Genomic DNA, 17317 nt, shown 5'->3' on the forward strand with positions numbered 1-17317 from the left:
GGCAAGACGCGATGGTGACCGGCCGCACTCTGTCGGCGCGCGTTGGCACGCTTCTGCTGACCTTGTGGCTGGTCAGCATCCTGGTGTTCTTTGCCGGGCAGGTTCTGCCCGGCGATGTCGGCCGCGTCATGCTCGGGCCCTTTGCCGACGCGCAGGCGGTGGCGGAACTGAACAAGCGGCTGGGCGCCGACCAGCCGGTTCTCGTCCAGTACTGGCACTGGTTCAGCAACGCGCTCGCCGGTGATTTCGGTACCTCGCTGTCGATGCGCGCGCCGGTGGCGCCCTTGGTGCTGGAAAGCCTGAAGCGCTCCGCGGCGCTTGCCGGCATCATCCTTGTTTTCCTCGTTCCGCTGGGGGGCGGCGCCGGAATCATCGCCGGTCTCAATGCCGGCCGTTTGATCGACCGGCTGATCGTGATGGCGGGCGTTTCCTTCGGCATCGTCCCTGACTTTGTGTCCGGCCTGATGCTGCTCATCGTTTTCGGCCTGTGGCTGAACTGGTTCCCGATCTCGGGTGTCGCGCCCGATGGCGCCGGCTTCTGGACGAACGGCTATTATTTGATCCTGCCGGCGCTGCCGCTGGTGCTGAACCTTGCCGGCTATATCGCCCGGATGACGCGGGCGGGTGTGATCGAGGCGATGGCCGCCGACTATACACGCACCGCCGTCCTGAAAGGGCTCGAGCGGCGCGAGATCATTTTTCGGCACGTGCTGCGCAACGCGCTGACGCCGACCGTCGCGGTGCTTGCGACCCAGACCGGATACATGCTTGGCGGGCTGGTGGTGATCGAAGCGCTGTTCGGCATCCAGGGCCTTGGCAATCTGGTACTGAACGCGGCCAAGGCCCGCGATTTCCCGATGCTTGAGGCCGGCGTCCTGGTGATGGCGGCAATATTCGTGCTTTCGGCAGCGGCAGGCGACCTCGTGCTGGCCTTGCTCGATCCGCGGCAACGCCGCCGGGCATCGTCATGACGGATCTGGCGGAGTTTCCCGCGCCGCGGCGCGCCGCGGTCGGGCTGCCGGCAGCGCGCAGGATCGGCAGTGCTTTTGCCCGACTGCCCCCGTCGGTCGTGGCCGGTTCGCTTGTGCTGCTGTTCTGGGTCGCCTGCGCGCTGTTCGGCAACCTCTTCGTTCCCTACGATCCCTATGCCGAGGATTTTCTGGTGATGCTGACGCCGCCCGACGCGCTGCACTGGTTCGGCACCGACCAGCTCGGCCGCGACGTGCTGTCCCGCATCGTCGTCGGATCGCGCGACATCCTGCTGGTTGCGCCGCTCGCCACGCTTGCTGGCGTCGCCGCCGGCAGCATCATCGGGCTGGTGCTCGGCTATTTCGACGGCCTCGTCGATGCGATCGGGGCGCGGCTGCTCGACACGCTGATGGCGTTCCCGTTCATCGTCCTCGTCACCATGACGCTTGTGGCGATCGGGCCATCGAACCTGACCGTCATTCTGGTGATCGCCATCGCCTACGCGCCGCTGGTGGCGCGCACCGTCCGCGCCGCCGTGCGCGAGCAGAAAGAGCGCGACTATGTCAGCGCCGCCCGGCTTGGCGGGGAGGGTGCGCTCGCCATCATGTTCCTGGAGATCCTGCCCAATATCAGGGAAACGATCCTGATCGAGCTCGTCACCCGGCTGGGCTACGCGTTCTTTTCGATCGCCACGCTGAGCTTTCTCGGGCTTGGCATCCAGCCGCCTTCCGCCGACTGGGGGCTGGCCGTCGCCGACGGCTACGGCTTCCTGACGGGTGGCAAATGGTGGGTCGTCGTCTTCAACTCCGCGGCAATCGTCTCGCTGGTGATGGCGACCAATCTCATCGCACAAGGCATAGGTGCCTTTGAAAATAGCGATGTGTAAGTCCTGATCTTTTTCCGCCACCACTGGTTGATGGCGGAGCGGAAAGCCATCCTGTCGGAACCGTCGTGACCTTGCGAAGCCGGGTGCGCTGAGCGCCAGGATAGGGCTCAGCGCGATCCCTCGGCATCTCGATCCCGATCCTCACACGGACAAAACCTCCAATCATTGCTGCTCGCCAGACAGGCGGGGTGGCACGCTTTATGGGGACGGCCAAACAGGGCCGTTGACGGTGGCCCCCTTTACCTCCTAGGATTAAATCAAATTGATTTACGTTACTCGCCCGAAGAGGCGGAAATGCCGATCAACAATGGGAGATGAAGTATGACTGCCAGGCTGCCAGACCCGCATATGCGTTATCCGCACGACCCGTCGACGGCCATTTCACGCCGGCGGCTGTTGATCGGCGCGGCGTTCGTCGCCGCGACCATTGCCACGACTTTCTCCTTCGGCGCGCGGCCGGCGTCCGCCGAATCGGTGCTCGCCATGCACATCGAGGAGCAGACGAGCTGGGTGCAGAACTTCAACCCGTTCGACCTTGGCGGGCGCCGCCAGAGCACCATGGATTTCGTCTACGAGCCGCTGGTCATCTTCAACGACTATGACAGCGGCAAGCCGATCTTCCGGCTGGCGACGGGCTACAAATTCTCCGACGATCTGAAGTCGATCACCTACACGTTGCGCGACGGCGTCAAATGGTCAGATGGCCAGCCGCTGACCTCGGCCGACATGAAATTCACGCTCGAGCTGATGCTGAAGAACCCGGCCGTCGACATTGTCGGCGTCGGCGGCAGCGTCGCCTCGGTCGAAGCGCCTTCGCCGACCGAGGTGAAGATCACACTGAAGGACGTCGACACGCACTTTCCCGAATCGATGGCCGATTTCCCTGTCGTGCCCGAGCACATCTGGAAGGATGTCGCCGATCCGCTCGCCTTCAAGAACGAGAAGCCTGTGGGGTCGGGTCCGATGACCGAGATCCGCCGCTTCACGCCGCAGGTCTACGAGCAGTGCCGCAACCCGAACTACTGGGATGCCGCCTCGCTGCATGTCGACTGCCTGAAGCTGCCGCAGATCTCAGGCAACGACCAGATGCTGGCATTGCTGCCGGAAGGTTCGATGGACTGGATCGGCTCGTTCCTCCCCGAGATCGACAAGACCTATGTCGCGCTCGACAAGGACCACAATGGCTACTGGCAGCCGCCGGCGGAAACCATCGCCTTCCAGATGAACTTCAAGACCGCCAACCCGGCGTTGGCCGAAGCCTTCAACGACATCAACTTCCGCCACGCCTTCAGTCTGGTCATGGACCGTACGGCGATGGTCGACATTGCCGGGTTCGGCTATCCGGTGGTCAATCTGCACGCCAGCGGCCTGCCGCCGCGCTTCGACGCCTGGCGCAACAAGGCGGCCGAAGGCGACAAGGACGTATGGATGACCTACGACGTCGACAAGGCCAACAAGGTGCTTGACGACGCCGGCTACAAGAAGGGCGCCGACGGCATGCGCACCACGCCGAAGGGCCAGCCGATCGCCTTCTCGATCATCGTTCCCAATGGCTGGACCGACTGGATCGATGCCGTGCAGATCGCCACCGAAGGCCTGCGCAAGGCCGGCATCAACGCCTCGGTGGCGACGCCAGAATACGAGCAGTGGCAAAAGCAGATTCTCGATGGCTCGTTCGATGCGGTCATGAACTCGCGTGCCGACGGACCGACGCCGTTCCGCGGCTATTACCAGTCGCTATCGACGGCCTTTGCCGGGCGCATCACCAGTGCGCCGTCGCGCTACTCCAATCCGGAGCTGGACAAGGTGTTCGACGCCTACCGCAAGGCGACCACCGACGAGGAGCGCAAGAAGCTGTTCGACCAGGTGCAGGTGATCATCGCCGACAATTTCCCGGTCGTGCCGGTGTTCAACGGACCGACCTGGTACCAGTATTCGACCAAGCGCTTCACCGGCTGGGTGACCAAGGACGAACCGGTGATGAACCCGGAGGACCATGACAACAACCGCATGCGGTTGATGCATTTGCTGCGCCTGAAGCCGGTACAATAGGCCTACCGGTACGCCCTTCTCCCCCATGAGGGGAGAAGGGTCAGTGTCTCTGGCTTCGGTGGCGGTCGCTGCGGGGCCAGACGCCGGACATGGACAAACGACTGCAGTCGCTTCTTCGCCCGTCGCTTTCGGCGACAGCTTCTCCGCCGGACGGAGAAGGAAACCGAGCACAAGGAATAGCCGATGCGGATTCCTCTTCGACGGCTTGGGGTCTATTTCGTCGCCTTCCTGTTTGCCATCGTGATGAATTTCACCGTTCCCCGGCTAATGCCGGGAAGCCCGGTCGACGGCATGATCGCGCAGCTCGGGCCGCGCGCGACACCGGCGGCGATCGAGGCGATCAAGGCCCGCTTCGGCGCTGTCGAACAGCCGATCCTCGGCCAGTTCGTCGACTACATCACCGGCCTTGCGAGGTTCGATCTCGGCGTGTCGGTGAAATACTATCCGCAGACCGTCACCCAGGTCCTCGCCCGTTCGGCCGGCTGGACCGCCTTCCTGGTCACCACGGCGATCATCTTTTCCCTCTGCGTCGGAGTCTCCCTCGGCGCAGTGGCAGCCTGGCGGCGAGGCGGACGCTTCGATGCGTTCGTCTCGCCGTTTTCTGTCGTGCTGATCGCAATCCCGCCGGTCATCATCGGGTTGGCGACCCTGTTCACCTTTGGCGTAACGCTGCGCTGGTTTCCGGTCGGCTACGCCTACAATCCCGATCTCGATCCGGGCCTGAACTTCACCTTTTTCGGCAGTGTCTTCTGGCACGCAGTAATGCCGGTGCTGACGCTGTCGCCCTATCTGATCGGTGAATTCCAGACGACGATGCGCTCCTCGATGATATCGGTGCTCGGCGAGGACTATGTCACCATGGGCCGCGCCAAGGGGCTCGGCGAGACCGCAGTGATGTTTTCCTATGCGGCGCGAAACGCCATGCTGCCGGTGCTGACCAATCTGGCGCTGATGCTCGGCGCTGTCTTCGGCGGCTCGATCGTCACCGAGATCGTCTTCAACTATCCCGGCCTCGGGCTGACACTGTTCACCGCCAGCGTGGCGCGCGACTATCCGGTCATCCAGGGCCAGCTGCTGCTGATGACGATGGCGACGCTCGGCGCCAATCTGCTGGTCGACATCCTCTACGGTGTCGTCGATCCGCGCATCCGGGAGGAACGGGCATGAACTTCGGTTGGCAACTCCTGTGGCGGCAGAAGAAGGCCGTCGCCGGCCTGATCATCGTCACGGCGCTGTGCCTGATGGCGCTGCTGGCGCCGATCCTGGCGCCGACCGATCCGGGCGAGCGCGTCGGCCGCTCGCACCAGCCGCCAACCGTCGAGCATTATTTCGGCACCACCAAGATGGGCCGCGACGTCTATGCGCAATTCGTCTGGGGGGCGCGCCCGTCACTGGCCGTCGGCTTTGCCACCGGCCTGTTCATCACCGCGCTTGGTACGATCATCGGGCTGGTCGCCGGCTATTTTGGCGGCCGCACCGACGCGACGCTGGACCTGATCACCAATGCGGTGCTGGTCATCCCCAACATTCCGCTCTTGATCCTGCTCGCTTCCTTCGCGGGCACGGTCGGGCCGGTCGCCATCATGATGATCATCGCGCTGACCTCATGGCCGTGGGGGGCGCGTATGACGCGGTCGCAGACGATGGCACTCAGAAACCGTGAGTTCGTGACCGCGGCGCGCATGGTCGGCGAGCCTGCCTGGCGCATCATCTTTGTCGAGATCCTGCCCAATCTGGTGCCGCTGATCGGCATCAATATCGTCGGCTCGATCATCTACGCCATCGTCGCGCAGACGACGCTCGAATATCTCGGCTTCGGCGACCCGCTCAACGTCACCTGGGGCACGATGCTCTACAATGCGCAGAATTCGTCCGCCATCATCGTCGGTGCGTGGTGGGACATCAGCGCGCCGGCGGCCGGCATCGCACTGGTCGGCCTGGGCCTTGCGCTCTTGAACTTCACCTTCGACGAGATCGCCAATCCGCAGCTGCGCTCCGGCCCGGCGCTCAGCCGCTGGCTGCGCCTCAGCCGCCTGCGCAAGCGCGAACTGGAGGCGGCACGGTGAGCGAGGCGCTGTTGCAAATCCGTGACCTCAGCGTCGACTACCTGCTCGACAAGGGCGCCTTCCGCGCGGTCAAGAACGTGTCCTTCGACATCGGCCGTGGCGAGTTGTTCGGGCTTGCCGGCGAATCCGGCTGCGGCAAGAGCACGATCGCCTACGCCATCACGCGCCTGGCCAAGGCGCCTGCCTGGGTGGCAGGCGGCGAGATCCTGCTCGACGGCCAGGATCTCCTGAAGCTGCCGGAAAGCCGGCTGCAGGAGGTACGCTGGCGGCGGATCGGCATGGTGTTCCAAAGCGCGATGAACTCGCTCAATCCGCTGATGCGGGTCGAGGCGCAGTTCCACGACGTGCTGCGCCGGCATACGGGCTCGACACACGAGAAATCGCGGGCGCGCGCCGAAGAGATGTTCAAGCTGGTCGGCATTCCAGCCAGCCGGCTGACCGACTATCCGCATCAGTTCTCTGGCGGCATGCGCCAGCGCATCGTCATCGCCATCTGCCTGGCGCTGAAGCCGGAGCTGATCATCATGGACGAGCCAACGACTGCGCTCGACGTGGTCGTGCAGCGCGAAATCCTCGAGCAGGTCATCGACCTGCAGCGCGGCTATGGTTTCTCGGTGCTGTTCATCACCCACGACCTGCATCTGATGGCGCAGCTCTGTCACCGCATCGGGGTGATGCTGAAGGGCGAACTGGTCGAGGTCGGCGATGTCCGGCAGGTCAGCCGCGCGCCGGCGCATGACTACACGCGAAAGCTCTGGGGCGCGATCCCGCAACTGCCCGGCCACCCCGCGGTGAAGGACGCGATCGCATGAATGCGGTGACGACTGTTCCCCCGGCAGCCATTGCGGCCGAGCCGATCGTCAGGCTGGAGGGCATCGAACGCAGCTTCGGTCTGGTGCAGGCATTGCGCGGTGTTTCGCTGTCGCTGAAAGGCGGCCGCGCGCTGGCGCTGGTTGGCGAATCCGGCTGTGGCAAGACGACCTGCGCGCGCATCATTTCGCGCATGGACACCCCGACCGGCGGCGAGATGCTCTACCGCGGCCGCAACATCACGCAGATCGGCACGGCCGCCGAGGAAAAGGACTATCGCCGCGCCGTGCAGATGGTGTTCCAGGATCCGTTCGCCTCGCTCAACCCGGTGTTCTCGGTGCAGCATCATCTGGCGCGACCGCTGGCGCTGCATGGCCACGCCAAGAGCCGGGTGGAGCAGGTGCAAGGCGTCGCCGATCTCCTCAACTGGGTCGGGCTGGAGCCGGCGCTGACCGCGCACAAGTTTCCGCACGAACTGTCGGGAGGCCAGCGCCAGCGCGTCAACATCGCGCGTGCGCTCGCCGTGCAGCCCGATGTGCTGGTCGCCGACGAGCCGACCTCGATGCTCGACGTCTCGATCCGCCTCGGCATCCTCGAACTCCTGGCACGCATCAAGCAGGAGCGGCAGCTGGCGTTGCTCTACATAACGCATGACATCGCCACCGCCGCCCATGTCGCCGAGGAGGTGATCGTCATGTTCGCCGGCCAGATGGTCGAGTGGGGCGACACGCTCTCGGTGATCGGCAATGCCCGCCATCCCTATACGCAACTGCTGCTTTCGGCGGTGCCGGACCCCGACCGGCCGTTCGTGGCAGGTGACAGCGCGCGCTTCCTCGGCCACGCCGAGGAGGTGCGACGGCTGAGCCGGCCATCCTGCGCCAAGGTCGATCAGGTCGGCCCCAACCATTTCGTCCGCGCGCTGGGCGCCGTTTCCTGAACTGACATCACAGGGTTTCCATGGACTATCTCGTCAATCTTTCGCTGCTTGCTCCCGATCCCGAACTCGATGCGCGCATTCGGGGCGCCGCCGTCACCATCCGCCGGGCGCTGGCGCCGGAACTCGAACTGGTGACCGGCTGGGTGCGGCAGACATTCAGCGCGGGCTGGTCGAGCGAGACGACGGTGGCGTTTTCGCGCCAGCCGGTCTCGTGCTTCCTGGCGACACGCAACGGCAGGCTGGTCGGCTTTGCCGTCTACGATGCGATCGCGCGCGGCTTCTTCGGCCCGACCGGCGTCGACGAGGCCGCGCGCGGCGCCGGCATCGGCCACGCGCTGCTGCTGGCCACGCTGCTCGACATGCGCGTCATGGGTTACGGCTACGGCATCATCGGCGATGTCGGTCCATCCGAATTCTACGAGCGCACCGTTGGCGCCAGGCAGATCCCGGATTCCGCGCCCGGGGTCTATGCCGGCCTGCTCAAGACCAATCACTGATTTCGAAAGCTCATCATGACACTTCAATCCAAATCCGCATTCCGGCTGGAAACCACCTGGGCGCCGGCCACCGCCAGTGAAAAACTCGCCTATTCACTGACGCTCACCAATTTGTCGTCGAAGGCGATTGAAGGGTTTGCGCTGTGCGTCAGCGGTCCGGCCCGCATCGATCCGGCTGTCACCGTCGAAGGCGGCAGGCTGGCGGAGCGGCTGTCCAACCATTCCGAATTCGCGCCGCCGGACGGCTTCGTGCTGGAGCCGAACGAGACATGGACCATCACCGCGCATGGGCTGAGCTATCCGCTGCGGCACTGGACCGACGGCGCCACGGCTGCCTACCTCGTGCTTGCCGATGGCACCGTAGCTCCCGTTGCATTGGTTCCGACCAAGGCGATCGGCGACAATGCGGTGTTGAAGCGCGGCGCCGAAATCTATCCGGTGCCCGCGCGGGCGCCCGTGCCGGTCTCGATCATACCGTGGCCGCAAACCGTTGCGATCTCCGGCCGGCGCGCGGTTCCGCAAGGCCTGGCACTTCTGCCGAACGGTGCGGCAGCAGCCGATGCGGTCAGCGCGTTCGGCGACCTTGTCGACAGCTTGTTCGCCGTCGAAGGCATTGTGCGTAACGAGGCCGAAGGCGGTTTGCCGGTCGATCTCGGCATCGCGGATGGGTTTGGCCCGGAGGCCTATGCGATCCGCTTTTCAGCCGATGGCGTCGCGGTTTCGGCGGGGACGAAAACCGGACTGGTCTACGGGCTGGTCACGCTCGGCCAGATCCTGCGCGGGGCGCGGTCGCACCCCGAGACGTTTCTCTTCCCGGCCGAGGGCGAAATCCGTGATGAGCCGGCGCTCGGCTGGCGCGGCACGCATCTCGACGTCGCTCGGCAGTTCTATGCAACGGCCGAGATCAAGACCTTCCTGCGGATCCTTGCCTGGAACAAGCTCAACCGCTTCCACTGGCATCTGTCCGACGACGAGGCGTGGCGGGTCGAGATATCGGCCTATCCGGAGTTGACGAAGGTCGGCGCATGGCGCGGCCATGGGCTGCCGGTGCCGCCCTTGCTGGGCTCCGGCCCAGAGCCGAGCGGCGGCTACTACACAAAGGCTGCCGTGCGCGAGGTCGTTCAACTGGCCGGCCAACTCGGCATCGAGGTCGTGCCGGAGATCGACGTACCGGGGCATTGCTATGCGATGCTGCAGGCGATCCCGGAGCTGCGCGACCCCGGCGAAAGCGGCGAGTACTTCTCCGTGCAGGGGTTTCCCAACAATTGCATCAATCCGGCGCGGCCGGAAACCTACCATGTGCTGGAAAAAATCCTCGACGAACTGATCGAGTTGTTTCCGTTCAAGACCATCCATATCGGCGCCGACGAGGTGCCTCTGGGCGCCTGGTCCGGCTCGCCGCTGGCGCTGGCGCGGCTCACGGAGGTTGGCGGCGAGGGGCTGGCGGCAGCACATGCCAAGCGTCTCAACGTGGTCACCAACACGCATGGCGCCGATGAGATCGACGGCTCCGGCGCGGCGGTGCTGCAGGCGGAGTTTCTCAAGCGCATGCAATCGTTCCTTGCCTCTCGCGGCTGCATCACCGGCGGCTGGCAGGAGGCGGCGCACGGCAACGTCATCGACAAGCAGAAAAGCTACCTGTGCGGCTGGCGAACGGTCGAAGCCTCGGCCGCCCTTGCGGGGGAGGGCTATGCGATGGTGGTCTGCCCCGGCCAGGTCTACTACCTCGACATGGCCAACAGCCCGGCCTGGTCGGAACCGGGTGCGGCCTGGGCCGGCTGGTCCGACCCGGAAAAGCTGTATGGCTTCGATCCCGTCGAGGGCTGGACGGACGATCAGAAGGCCAAACTGCTCGGCGTGCAGGCCTGCATCTGGTCGGAGCCGATGACCGACCGCGCCGTCTTCGACCGGCTGGTGTTTCCCCGCATCTCGGCGCTGGCGGAAACCGGCTGGACGCGGCCGGAGCGGAAATCCTGGGAACGGTTCAAGGCGCTGGCCGGGCTGATGCCGGTGCTCTACGGGGGCAGCCTAAGAGCCTAGCCGGCATGCGGCTTCTGCAGAACGTCGAATTGAGGATTGGTCTCGGAGAAGATCGGCAGCGCGGCGGCACCAAGGACCGAAGTGTCCTTGCCGGCAGCGCCGACAAGGACCCGTGGCACGGTGCGGGCGCTGGTCGAGCTGACCGAGAGGTACAATGGGTCGAGCCGGCTCGCCAGAAGCTCGATGACGCCGACCGGCATGAAGCCGCCAAGGACCACGGTTTCCGGATCGAGAGCCAGTTCGAGCATGTTGATGGCCTGGCGCAGCGGATCGATTGCCTGGGCGACCCATGCTTCCAGGCTGTCGCCATTGGCCAGCAATGTCTGGAGCAATTCCGGCGAGGCATGATCGGGGTCGGGGATTTCCAGGCATTCATAGGCGGCACGCAGCGAAACGTAGCGTTCGAGGCAGCCACGCTTGCCGCAGCCGCATTCGAGGCCGCCGGGCTTGACGATCATGTGGCCGATCTCGCCGGCATTGTGGCGGCTACCCTTGTAGAGATGGCCGTCCAGGAACAGGCCGGCGCCAAGGCCGGTGCCGATGAACAAATAGACGAAACTGCTGAGGTTGCGGGCAACGCCATAGAGCCGTTCGCCGATCGCGGCGGCAGTGGCGTCGTTCTCAACCGTCACCGGAATGCCGGTCAGCCGTTGCAATTCCTCGGCGACGGGGAAATCCTGCCAGCCGGGCAGTGCGGTCGGTCCGACCGAGGTCATGCCCTCGACGTCGAACGGACCCGGCATCGCCATGCCGATGCCAAGCAGGCGGTTGCGGTCGAAGCGAAACTTGCGCATTAGGTCCCCGGCTATCGCGGCAAGCAAGGGCATCGCCTGCGCCGGGGTCGGCCGGTCGATCCGGCGCTCGATGCGGGCGCGAACCGTGCCGGAGAGATCGGTGATGACACCCACCGCCAACTGGTGGTCGAGCTGCAGGCCGATCGAATAGCCGCCGTCGGGATTGATCGAATAGGGGACCGCCGGCTGGCCGCGCGCGCCCTTCAGCGTGGCTTGCGCGCAAAGCAGCTCTTCCCGCTCGAGTTCCTCGACGATGTTGGAGATGGTCTGCGTGCTCAGCGCCGTCAGGCGCGCGATCGCTGCCCGCGACAATGCGCCATTGGTCCTGATCGCTTCGATCACCACGCGCCGATTGTGTGACTTGGCCTGTTCGAGATTGGTGCCAGCGATGGCTTTCCTAGGGGTCATGTGTGCGTTACCAACAAACTTTCCGCAGAAAACAAATCAAGTTGATTTAATTATACGCAATGGTAGCTACCACTTCTAGCCGGTTTCGCAACGGGAGCGCCACGCGGATCAGGATTATTTGATGGACCAGCGTCGCTGGCCGACGCCGAGCAACATGGCGACGAAGGGCGCGACACAAGCGCCTGGATCTCGACGATGCAGGTCCTTTTCAGCATCGGCTTCTCCCTTCGCAAAGCATCGATCCGCCGCGATGGCTGGGAGGCTGCAGCCAGGGCGAACCGCTTTGCAATCCATCCGCCACTTCCATATATCGCATGGCATGAAGAAAATCGGTTTCCTGTCATTCGGGCACTGGACGCCCTCATCGCAATCACAGACGCGGTCGGCATCGGACGCGCTGCTGCAGTCCATCGACCTCGCCGTCGCCGCCGAGCAACTGGGCGCGGACGGCGCCTATTTCCGCGTCCATCATTTCGCCCGCCAGCTCGCGTCGCCGTTTCCGCTGCTGGCGGCTGTCGGCGTCAGGACCAGCCGCATCGAGATCGGCACAGCGGTCATCGATATGCGCTACGAGAATCCGCTCTACATGGCCGAGGACGCCGGTGCTGCCGACATCATTGCCGGCGGCCGGCTGCAGCTTGGCATCAGCCGCGGCTCGCCCGAGCAGGTGATCGATGGCTGGCGCTACTTCGGCTACGTGCCGCCGGAAGGACAGAGCGACGCCGATATGGCGCGCCATCACGCCGAGGTCTTCCTCGACACGCTGCGGGGCGAGGGGTTCGCACAGCCCAATCCGCGGCCGATGTTCCCCAACCCGCCCGGCCTGCTGCGCCTGGAGCCGCATTCCGAGGGCTTGCGCGAGCGTATCTGGTGGGGTGCGGCCACCAACGCCACTTCGGAATGGGCAGCGAAGCTTGGCATGAACCTACAGAGCTCGACGCTCAAATTCGACGAGAGCGGCAAGCCGTTTCACGTCCAGCAGGCCGAGCAGATCCGCATCTACCGCGAGGCCTGGAAGGCGGCCGGGCATCAGCGCGAACCGCGCGTCTCGGTCAGCCGCAGCATCTTCGCGCTGGTCGACGACCGCGACCGCGCCTATTTCGGGCGCGGCAACCAGAGCAGCGACCAGATCGGCTTCATCGAGGAGAACACCAGGGCGATCTTCGGGCGCAGCTATGCGGCCGAGCCGGATGTGCTCGTCAAGGAATTGGCGCAGGACGAGGCGATCGCCGAGGCCGACACGCTGCTGCTCACCGTGCCCAACCAGCTCGGCGTCGACTACAACGCGCATGTCATCGAGGCGATCCTGATCCATGTCGCTCCGGCGCTGGGCTGGCGCTGACCTCGGATCGATCAGGGCGGATAGTGCAGGGAGAGACAAGATGCCGAAGAAAGCCTTGATTGCCTGGGGTGGCTGGCAAGGACACACACCGGAGCAGAGCGCGAAGGTCGTGCGCGCGCTGCTTGAGCGCAACGGATTCGACGTCACGCTCGGCGAGGGCACGGCGATGTTCGCCGATCCGGCGCTTGCTTCCTTCGACCTCATCGTGCCCGTGATCACGATGTCGACGATCGAAAAGGCCGAACTTCAGAACCTGGTTCTCGCCGTTCGCCAGGGCAGCGGGCTCGGCGGCTTTCACGGCACGATGTGTGACAGTTTCCGCAGCGAAACCGATTATCAGTTCATGACCGGCGGCCAATGGGTTGCCCATCCCGGCGACATCATCGACTACACGGTCGCTGTCACCAGACCGGATGATCCGATCACCAGCGGCATCAGTGATTTCGCCTATCGATCGGAGCAATATTACATGCATGTCGATCCGGGCAACGAGGTGCTGGCCACGACCACCTTCACCGACGCACATTTCCCCGGGATAGGCGGTGTCGTCATGCCGGTTGTCTGGAAGCGTCGCTACGGGGCTGGAAAGGTCTTTTACAGTGCGCTCGGACACAATGCCGACGAGTTCGCGGTTCCGGAGATGGCGCTGATTGTCGAGCGTGGCCTTGTCTGGGCCGCCCGCTAGGTCGGTCGGTTGCGGAAGGAGGACAGGAGCATGACGGTGTCGGTTAAAGGCCTGCCGCTGCACACGCCGATCGATGGCCGGCACCGCAAGATGCTGATCAATGGCGCCTGGTGCGACGCGCGCAGTGGCCGGACTTTCGAGACCCGAAACCCCGCTACCGGCGCCGTGATCGGCACCGTGCCATTGTCCGATTCCAGCGATATCGACCTCGCGGTGGCCGCTGCCCGGCGCGCCTTCGATGGGCCGTGGAGCCGGTTCAAGCCCTATGAGCGCCAGGTGCTGCTGCTCAGGATCGCCGACCTGATGGAACGCCACTGGGAGGAGATCGCGCTTTCCGACACGACGGACATGGGCATGCCCATCGTGCGCACGCTCGCCAACAAGAACCGCGTGCTCGGCATGCTACGCTTCTATGCCGGCATGGCGACGTCGATCCATGGCCACACGATCGGCAATTCGCTGCCGGGCGACATCGTCTCCTACACGCGCAAGGAGCCGGTCGGCGTCGTCGGCGCCATCATTCCGTGGAACGCGCCGACAGCCGCCTCGGTCTGGAAGATCGGGCCGGCGCTGGCGGCCGGCTGCACCATCGTGCTGAAGCCTTCCGAGGAAGCGCCGCTGACGCCGCTGTTGATCGGCGCGCTGATGATGGAAGCCGGCTTGCCTCCCGGTGTCGTCAACGTCGTCACCGGCACCGGCGCCGAGGCCGGCGCGCCGCTCGCCGCCCATATGGACGTCGACAAGATCGTGTTCACCGGCTCCACAGTGACCGGCCAGAGCATTTTGCGCGCCTCGGCCGGCAACATGAAGCGCGTTTCGCTGGAGCTTGGCGGCAAGTCGCCGGTCATCGTCTGCGCCGACGCCGATCTCGAACGCGCCGTGCCGATAGCGGCGATGTCGGTGTTCGCCAATTCCGGCCAGATCTGCATCGCCGGCTCGCGGCTGTTCGTCGAGCGGCCGATCTACGAGGAATTCGTCGAGCGGGTCTCGGCCTATGCGGCAAAACTCAGGATCGGCGACGGCGCCGACCCCGAAACCGAGATCGGGCCGCTGATTTCGCCCAGGCAGCTCGAACGCGTCACCGGCTTCATCGAGGACGGCACCAGGCAGGGCGCCCGCCTGGTCACCGGCGGCAACCGCATCACCGAAGGCGGGCTCGGTGCGGGAAATTTCATCGCGCCGAGTGTGTTCTCGGGCGTGACCGACGATATGCGCATCGCCCGGGAAGAAATCTTCGGCCCGGTGATTTCGGCGCTGCCGTTCGATACGCAGGACGAGGTGGTGCGGCGCGGCAACGACACGCCCTATGGGCTGGGTGCCGGCGTCTTCACCCGCGACGTCGGCAAGGCGCACCAACTGGCAAACCGCCTGCGCGCCGGCTCCGTCTGGGTCAACACCTATCACGCGATCGATCCGGCGGTACCCTTCGGCGGCTACAAGATGAGCGGCTACGGCCGCGAGGGTGGTGCCGAGCATCTCGACGAATATCTCAACACCAAGGGGGTCTGGATCAGGACGGATTGAGAGACCGTTTGGAAACTCTACTCCTGCGGCCATCTGGCGGCGTTTTCTGGGCTTCCGGTGCTCACGTACTCAAAATGCACGCTCCGCTCCGGTTCTCGAAGACACCACCATATGACTCGCAGGAGCGAGTTTCGAAACGGTCTCTGAACGCCGCGTGATCCGCAAGGCGATATTCAGCCGATGCCGCCGGTGACCGCATAGGCACCGGCGGTGCGGCCATCCTCCAGCCGCACCACTGCCGTCACGATCGAGCCGTACGAGCCGCGCCAGACGCTGTGGAAGCGCTGATGTTCGGCGGCCGGGACGAGCACACGTCCGCTGAAGCGCAAACCGCTTTGCTGCAGTGCGACGGCCTTTCCGTTGACGTGCACCTTGACGCTGGTCGCTTCGTTCGCCTCGCCAGGCAGGTCGAGCGTGATGGCGATCTCGTGCTGATCGCCGGACGGCCGCGTCTCGGCGGCAAGCGCGATGGAGAGCGCAGGCGCCGTGCTGTTCCCGGCTTGGCCGGGACGGTGCGAAAAGACATCGTCGGCCAGTTCAGGCGTGCGCGGCGGGCGGCGGCGGCGCTGGGTGGAGCGTTCGAAATCGCCGGCCATGCGCAAGAGCCTTTCGTCATCATAGGCCTTGCCGGCGAAGGTGAGGCCGACCGGCATGCCGATGTCGGCCATGGTTCCCATCGGCACGGTGACGGTCGGGATGCCGAGATGGCGCCAGACCAGATTGCCGTTGGCGACCCAGGTGCCGTTGCGCCAGGCAAGGGCGGCGGACGCCTCGTTGATGTCGGCATCGGCCGGCCCGACATCGGCGGCGGCGGGCAGCACCACGGCGTCGATGCGTTGCGTGTCCAGCCAGTCCTCGAAATCGATCCGCCTTGTCGCTTCCAGCCCCTTCAGGCCGTCTGCGAGCGCTGGGATCTCCGCGACCGGTGTGACGCCGGACCGCGCCCGCTCGACATATTCCGAGAGGTCAAAGCCGCCCTCATAGCGGTCGGGCAGCGTGCCCGGCGGCTGCGGAAAGATCTTTCCGCCATCGACCGAGACGAGATCGGGCAGCGCCGGGTCGGCATTGGCGCGCAGGAAATCATCCCAAGCCCAGATGCAGAGATCCCAGATTTCGCGGTCGGCGAATTCTTCCGGCACCAGCCCTCGCTCGACCATGCTGCGCGCGCCGGGCCGGTCGCGCTCATAGTTGGAGACGACGGGAAAATCGACTTCGATCACCTCGGCGCCAAGCTGCTTCAGATCGGCCGCCGCCTGCTCCCACAAAGCAAGCACCGAGGCGCGGGTTTCGATGGGCGCATCGGCCCCGCTGTCGCGGCCGATATACATTTTGGGCACGCCGAGCCGCATGCCTTTCAGCGACCCCATAAGCGCGAGGTCCGTGTAGCGCGGCGGGCGCACGTCGGAGCTTTTCGGCAGCGCGACCCAGGGCTGCGCGCGCCAGAAATCGCCTCTCGTCTCCGGGTCGTCGGCGACGATCACGTCGAGCAGTTCGAGCATGTCGGGCATGCTGCGCGTGTGCGGCACCACGACATCCATGGTCGGCACCAGCGGCCAGTTGCCGCGCACCGAAATGACGCCGCGCGACGGCGTGTAGGCGACCAGCGCGTTGTTGGTAGCCGGTGCGCGGCCGGACGACCAGGTTTCCTCGCCAAGCCCGAAAGCGCAGAAGCTGGCTGATGTCGCCGTGCCGGAACCGTTGGACGAGCCCGACGCGAAGGCGGCGGTCAGATAGTCGGCATTGTAGGGGCTTTCGGCGCGACCATAGACGCCGCGCTGCATGCCGCCATTGGCCATCGGCGGCATGTTGGTGAGGCCGATCAGCACGGCGCCGCCGGTGCGCAGCCGGGCGATGGTGAAGGCATCCTCGTTGGCGACGAGATGTTCGAAAGCCGGCGAGCCGGCAGCCATCGTCAGCCCGGCGACTTTGTAGCTGTCTTTGGCGGTGTAGGGGATGCCGTCGAGCGGCCCGAGCACGGTGCCGTTGCGGCGGCGCCGGTCGGAAGCGGCGGCCTCCTCGAACATCGTTGGGTTGAGCACCGGGACAGCATTCAGCGTGATGCCGTGGCGGTCGAAATGGGCGATGCGCCTGAGATACGCTCCGACCAGTTCGACGCTGGTCACCGTGCCCTCGTCGAGCGCGCGGCGCAATTGGTCGATCGTCGCTTCGACTAGATAAAGGCTGGCATCGGTCATCGCTGGTTCCAAGGCTGTCGGCACAGCGTCATGGATGAGCGAGGCCGCCGGCTTCGGCAAGAGCCAAACGCGGTTGGTCTTCGGCGGGACTTGGCATTCCTGCGGTATCGCG

14 protein-coding genes are annotated in these 17317 nt (G+C 65.1%); 12 read left to right on the forward strand and 2 right to left on the reverse strand.

The window, feature by feature from the left end:
- The first annotated feature begins 11 nt into the window (after positions 1–11).
- The 9 genes from AC1D10_RS09410 to AC1D10_RS09450 all read left to right on the forward strand — a co-directional run bounded on the left by AC1D10_RS09410 (position 12) and on the right by AC1D10_RS09450 (position 10257).
- On the forward strand, positions 12–971 hold the full coding sequence (locus AC1D10_RS09410; RefSeq protein ID WP_477270868.1) for an ABC transporter permease: 960 nt from the start codon (positions 12–14) through the stop codon (positions 969–971).
- Entirely contained in the window at positions 968–1855 is an 888-nt protein-coding gene (locus AC1D10_RS09415) for an ABC transporter permease (protein ID WP_477270870.1), read from the forward strand. The genes AC1D10_RS09410 and AC1D10_RS09415 overlap by 4 nt, the downstream gene beginning before the upstream one ends.
- 348 nt (positions 1856–2203) lie before the next feature.
- Positions 2204–3907, forward strand: coding sequence for an ABC transporter substrate-binding protein (locus tag AC1D10_RS09420; protein WP_477270975.1), 1704 nt, complete (start codon positions 2204–2206; stop codon positions 3905–3907).
- A 183-nt stretch (positions 3908–4090) separates the two neighbouring features.
- Entirely contained in the window at positions 4091–5074 is a 984-nt protein-coding gene (locus AC1D10_RS09425; RefSeq protein WP_095091099.1) for an ABC transporter permease, read from the forward strand.
- Positions 5071–5973: an ABC transporter permease gene (locus AC1D10_RS09430; RefSeq protein ID WP_477270872.1), complete on the forward strand. Its 903-nt coding sequence runs from the start codon at positions 5071–5073 to the stop codon at positions 5971–5973. Before AC1D10_RS09425 ends, AC1D10_RS09430 begins: the two co-directional genes overlap by 4 nt.
- Positions 5970–6785, forward strand: a complete 816-nt coding sequence (locus AC1D10_RS09435) for an ABC transporter ATP-binding protein (RefSeq protein ID WP_477270874.1) — start codon at positions 5970–5972, stop codon at positions 6783–6785. The genes AC1D10_RS09430 and AC1D10_RS09435 overlap by 4 nt, the downstream gene beginning before the upstream one ends.
- Positions 6782–7720, forward strand: a complete 939-nt coding sequence (locus tag AC1D10_RS09440) for an ABC transporter ATP-binding protein (RefSeq protein WP_477270876.1) — start codon at positions 6782–6784, stop codon at positions 7718–7720. The genes AC1D10_RS09435 and AC1D10_RS09440 overlap by 4 nt, the downstream gene beginning before the upstream one ends.
- Positions 7721–7740: 20 nt before the next feature.
- Positions 7741–8217, forward strand: a complete 477-nt coding sequence (locus AC1D10_RS09445; protein WP_477270878.1) for a GNAT family N-acetyltransferase — start codon at positions 7741–7743, stop codon at positions 8215–8217.
- A gap of 15 nt (positions 8218–8232) precedes the next feature.
- Entirely contained in the window at positions 8233–10257 is a 2025-nt protein-coding gene (locus tag AC1D10_RS09450) for a beta-N-acetylhexosaminidase (protein WP_477270880.1), read from the forward strand.
- Here AC1D10_RS09450 and AC1D10_RS09455 read toward each other — a convergent pair.
- Entirely contained in the window at positions 10254–11459 is a 1206-nt protein-coding gene (locus AC1D10_RS09455) for an ROK family protein (protein WP_477270882.1), read from the reverse strand. The genes AC1D10_RS09450 and AC1D10_RS09455 overlap by 4 nt on opposite strands.
- Before the next feature lie 319 nt (positions 11460–11778).
- Between AC1D10_RS09455 and AC1D10_RS09460 the strand changes: the two genes are divergently transcribed.
- From AC1D10_RS09460 to AC1D10_RS09470, 3 genes are read left to right on the forward strand one after another with little or no spacing between them, the layout of a single operon-like run.
- Positions 11779–12801, forward strand: a complete 1023-nt coding sequence (locus AC1D10_RS09460) for an LLM class flavin-dependent oxidoreductase (protein WP_477270884.1) — start codon at positions 11779–11781, stop codon at positions 12799–12801.
- 40 nt (positions 12802–12841) lie between these two features.
- Positions 12842–13486: a ThuA domain-containing protein gene (locus AC1D10_RS09465; RefSeq protein ID WP_477270886.1), complete on the forward strand. Its 645-nt coding sequence runs from the start codon at positions 12842–12844 to the stop codon at positions 13484–13486.
- A 30-nt stretch (positions 13487–13516) separates the two neighbouring features.
- A complete protein-coding gene (locus AC1D10_RS09470) occupies positions 13517–15010 on the forward strand; it encodes an aldehyde dehydrogenase family protein (RefSeq protein ID WP_477270888.1) in 1494 nt (497 codons plus the stop codon).
- Between the two features lie 173 nt (positions 15011–15183).
- Here the strand turns inward: AC1D10_RS09470 and AC1D10_RS09475 are convergent, their stop codons facing one another.
- The gene (locus AC1D10_RS09475; RefSeq protein ID WP_477270890.1) at positions 15184–17205 is read right to left on the reverse strand and encodes an amidase; all 2022 of its coding nucleotides are present in this window, start codon (positions 17203–17205) and stop codon (positions 15184–15186) included.
- Between the last annotated feature and the right edge of the window lie 112 nt (positions 17206–17317).

It is taken from the genome of Mesorhizobium sp. P2_A8, from assembly GCF_056404935.1.

Coding starts and splice junctions, on each gene's coding strand:
- AC1D10_RS09410 (WP_477270868.1), top strand. CDS start 12: ATGGTGACCGGCCGCACTCTGTCGGCGCGCGTTGGCACGCTTCTGCTG.
- AC1D10_RS09415 (WP_477270870.1), top strand. CDS start 968: ATGACGGATCTGGCGGAGTTTCCCGCGCCGCGGCGCGCCGCGGTCGGG.
- AC1D10_RS09420 (WP_477270975.1), top strand. CDS start 2,204: ATGCGTTATCCGCACGACCCGTCGACGGCCATTTCACGCCGGCGGCTG.
- AC1D10_RS09425 (WP_095091099.1), top strand. CDS start 4,091: ATGCGGATTCCTCTTCGACGGCTTGGGGTCTATTTCGTCGCCTTCCTG.
- AC1D10_RS09430 (WP_477270872.1), top strand. CDS start 5,071: ATGAACTTCGGTTGGCAACTCCTGTGGCGGCAGAAGAAGGCCGTCGCC.
- AC1D10_RS09440 (WP_477270876.1), top strand. CDS start 6,782: ATGAATGCGGTGACGACTGTTCCCCCGGCAGCCATTGCGGCCGAGCCG.
- AC1D10_RS09445 (WP_477270878.1), top strand. CDS start 7,741: ATGGACTATCTCGTCAATCTTTCGCTGCTTGCTCCCGATCCCGAACTC.
- AC1D10_RS09450 (WP_477270880.1), top strand. CDS start 8,233: ATGACACTTCAATCCAAATCCGCATTCCGGCTGGAAACCACCTGGGCG.
- AC1D10_RS09455 (WP_477270882.1), bottom strand. CDS start 11,459: ATGACCCCTAGGAAAGCCATCGCTGGCACCAATCTCGAACAGGCCAAG.
- AC1D10_RS09460 (WP_477270884.1), top strand. CDS start 11,779: ATGAAGAAAATCGGTTTCCTGTCATTCGGGCACTGGACGCCCTCATCG.
- AC1D10_RS09465 (WP_477270886.1), top strand. CDS start 12,842: ATGCCGAAGAAAGCCTTGATTGCCTGGGGTGGCTGGCAAGGACACACA.
- AC1D10_RS09470 (WP_477270888.1), top strand. CDS start 13,517: ATGACGGTGTCGGTTAAAGGCCTGCCGCTGCACACGCCGATCGATGGC.
- AC1D10_RS09475 (WP_477270890.1), bottom strand. CDS start 17,205: ATGACCGATGCCAGCCTTTATCTAGTCGAAGCGACGATCGACCAATTG.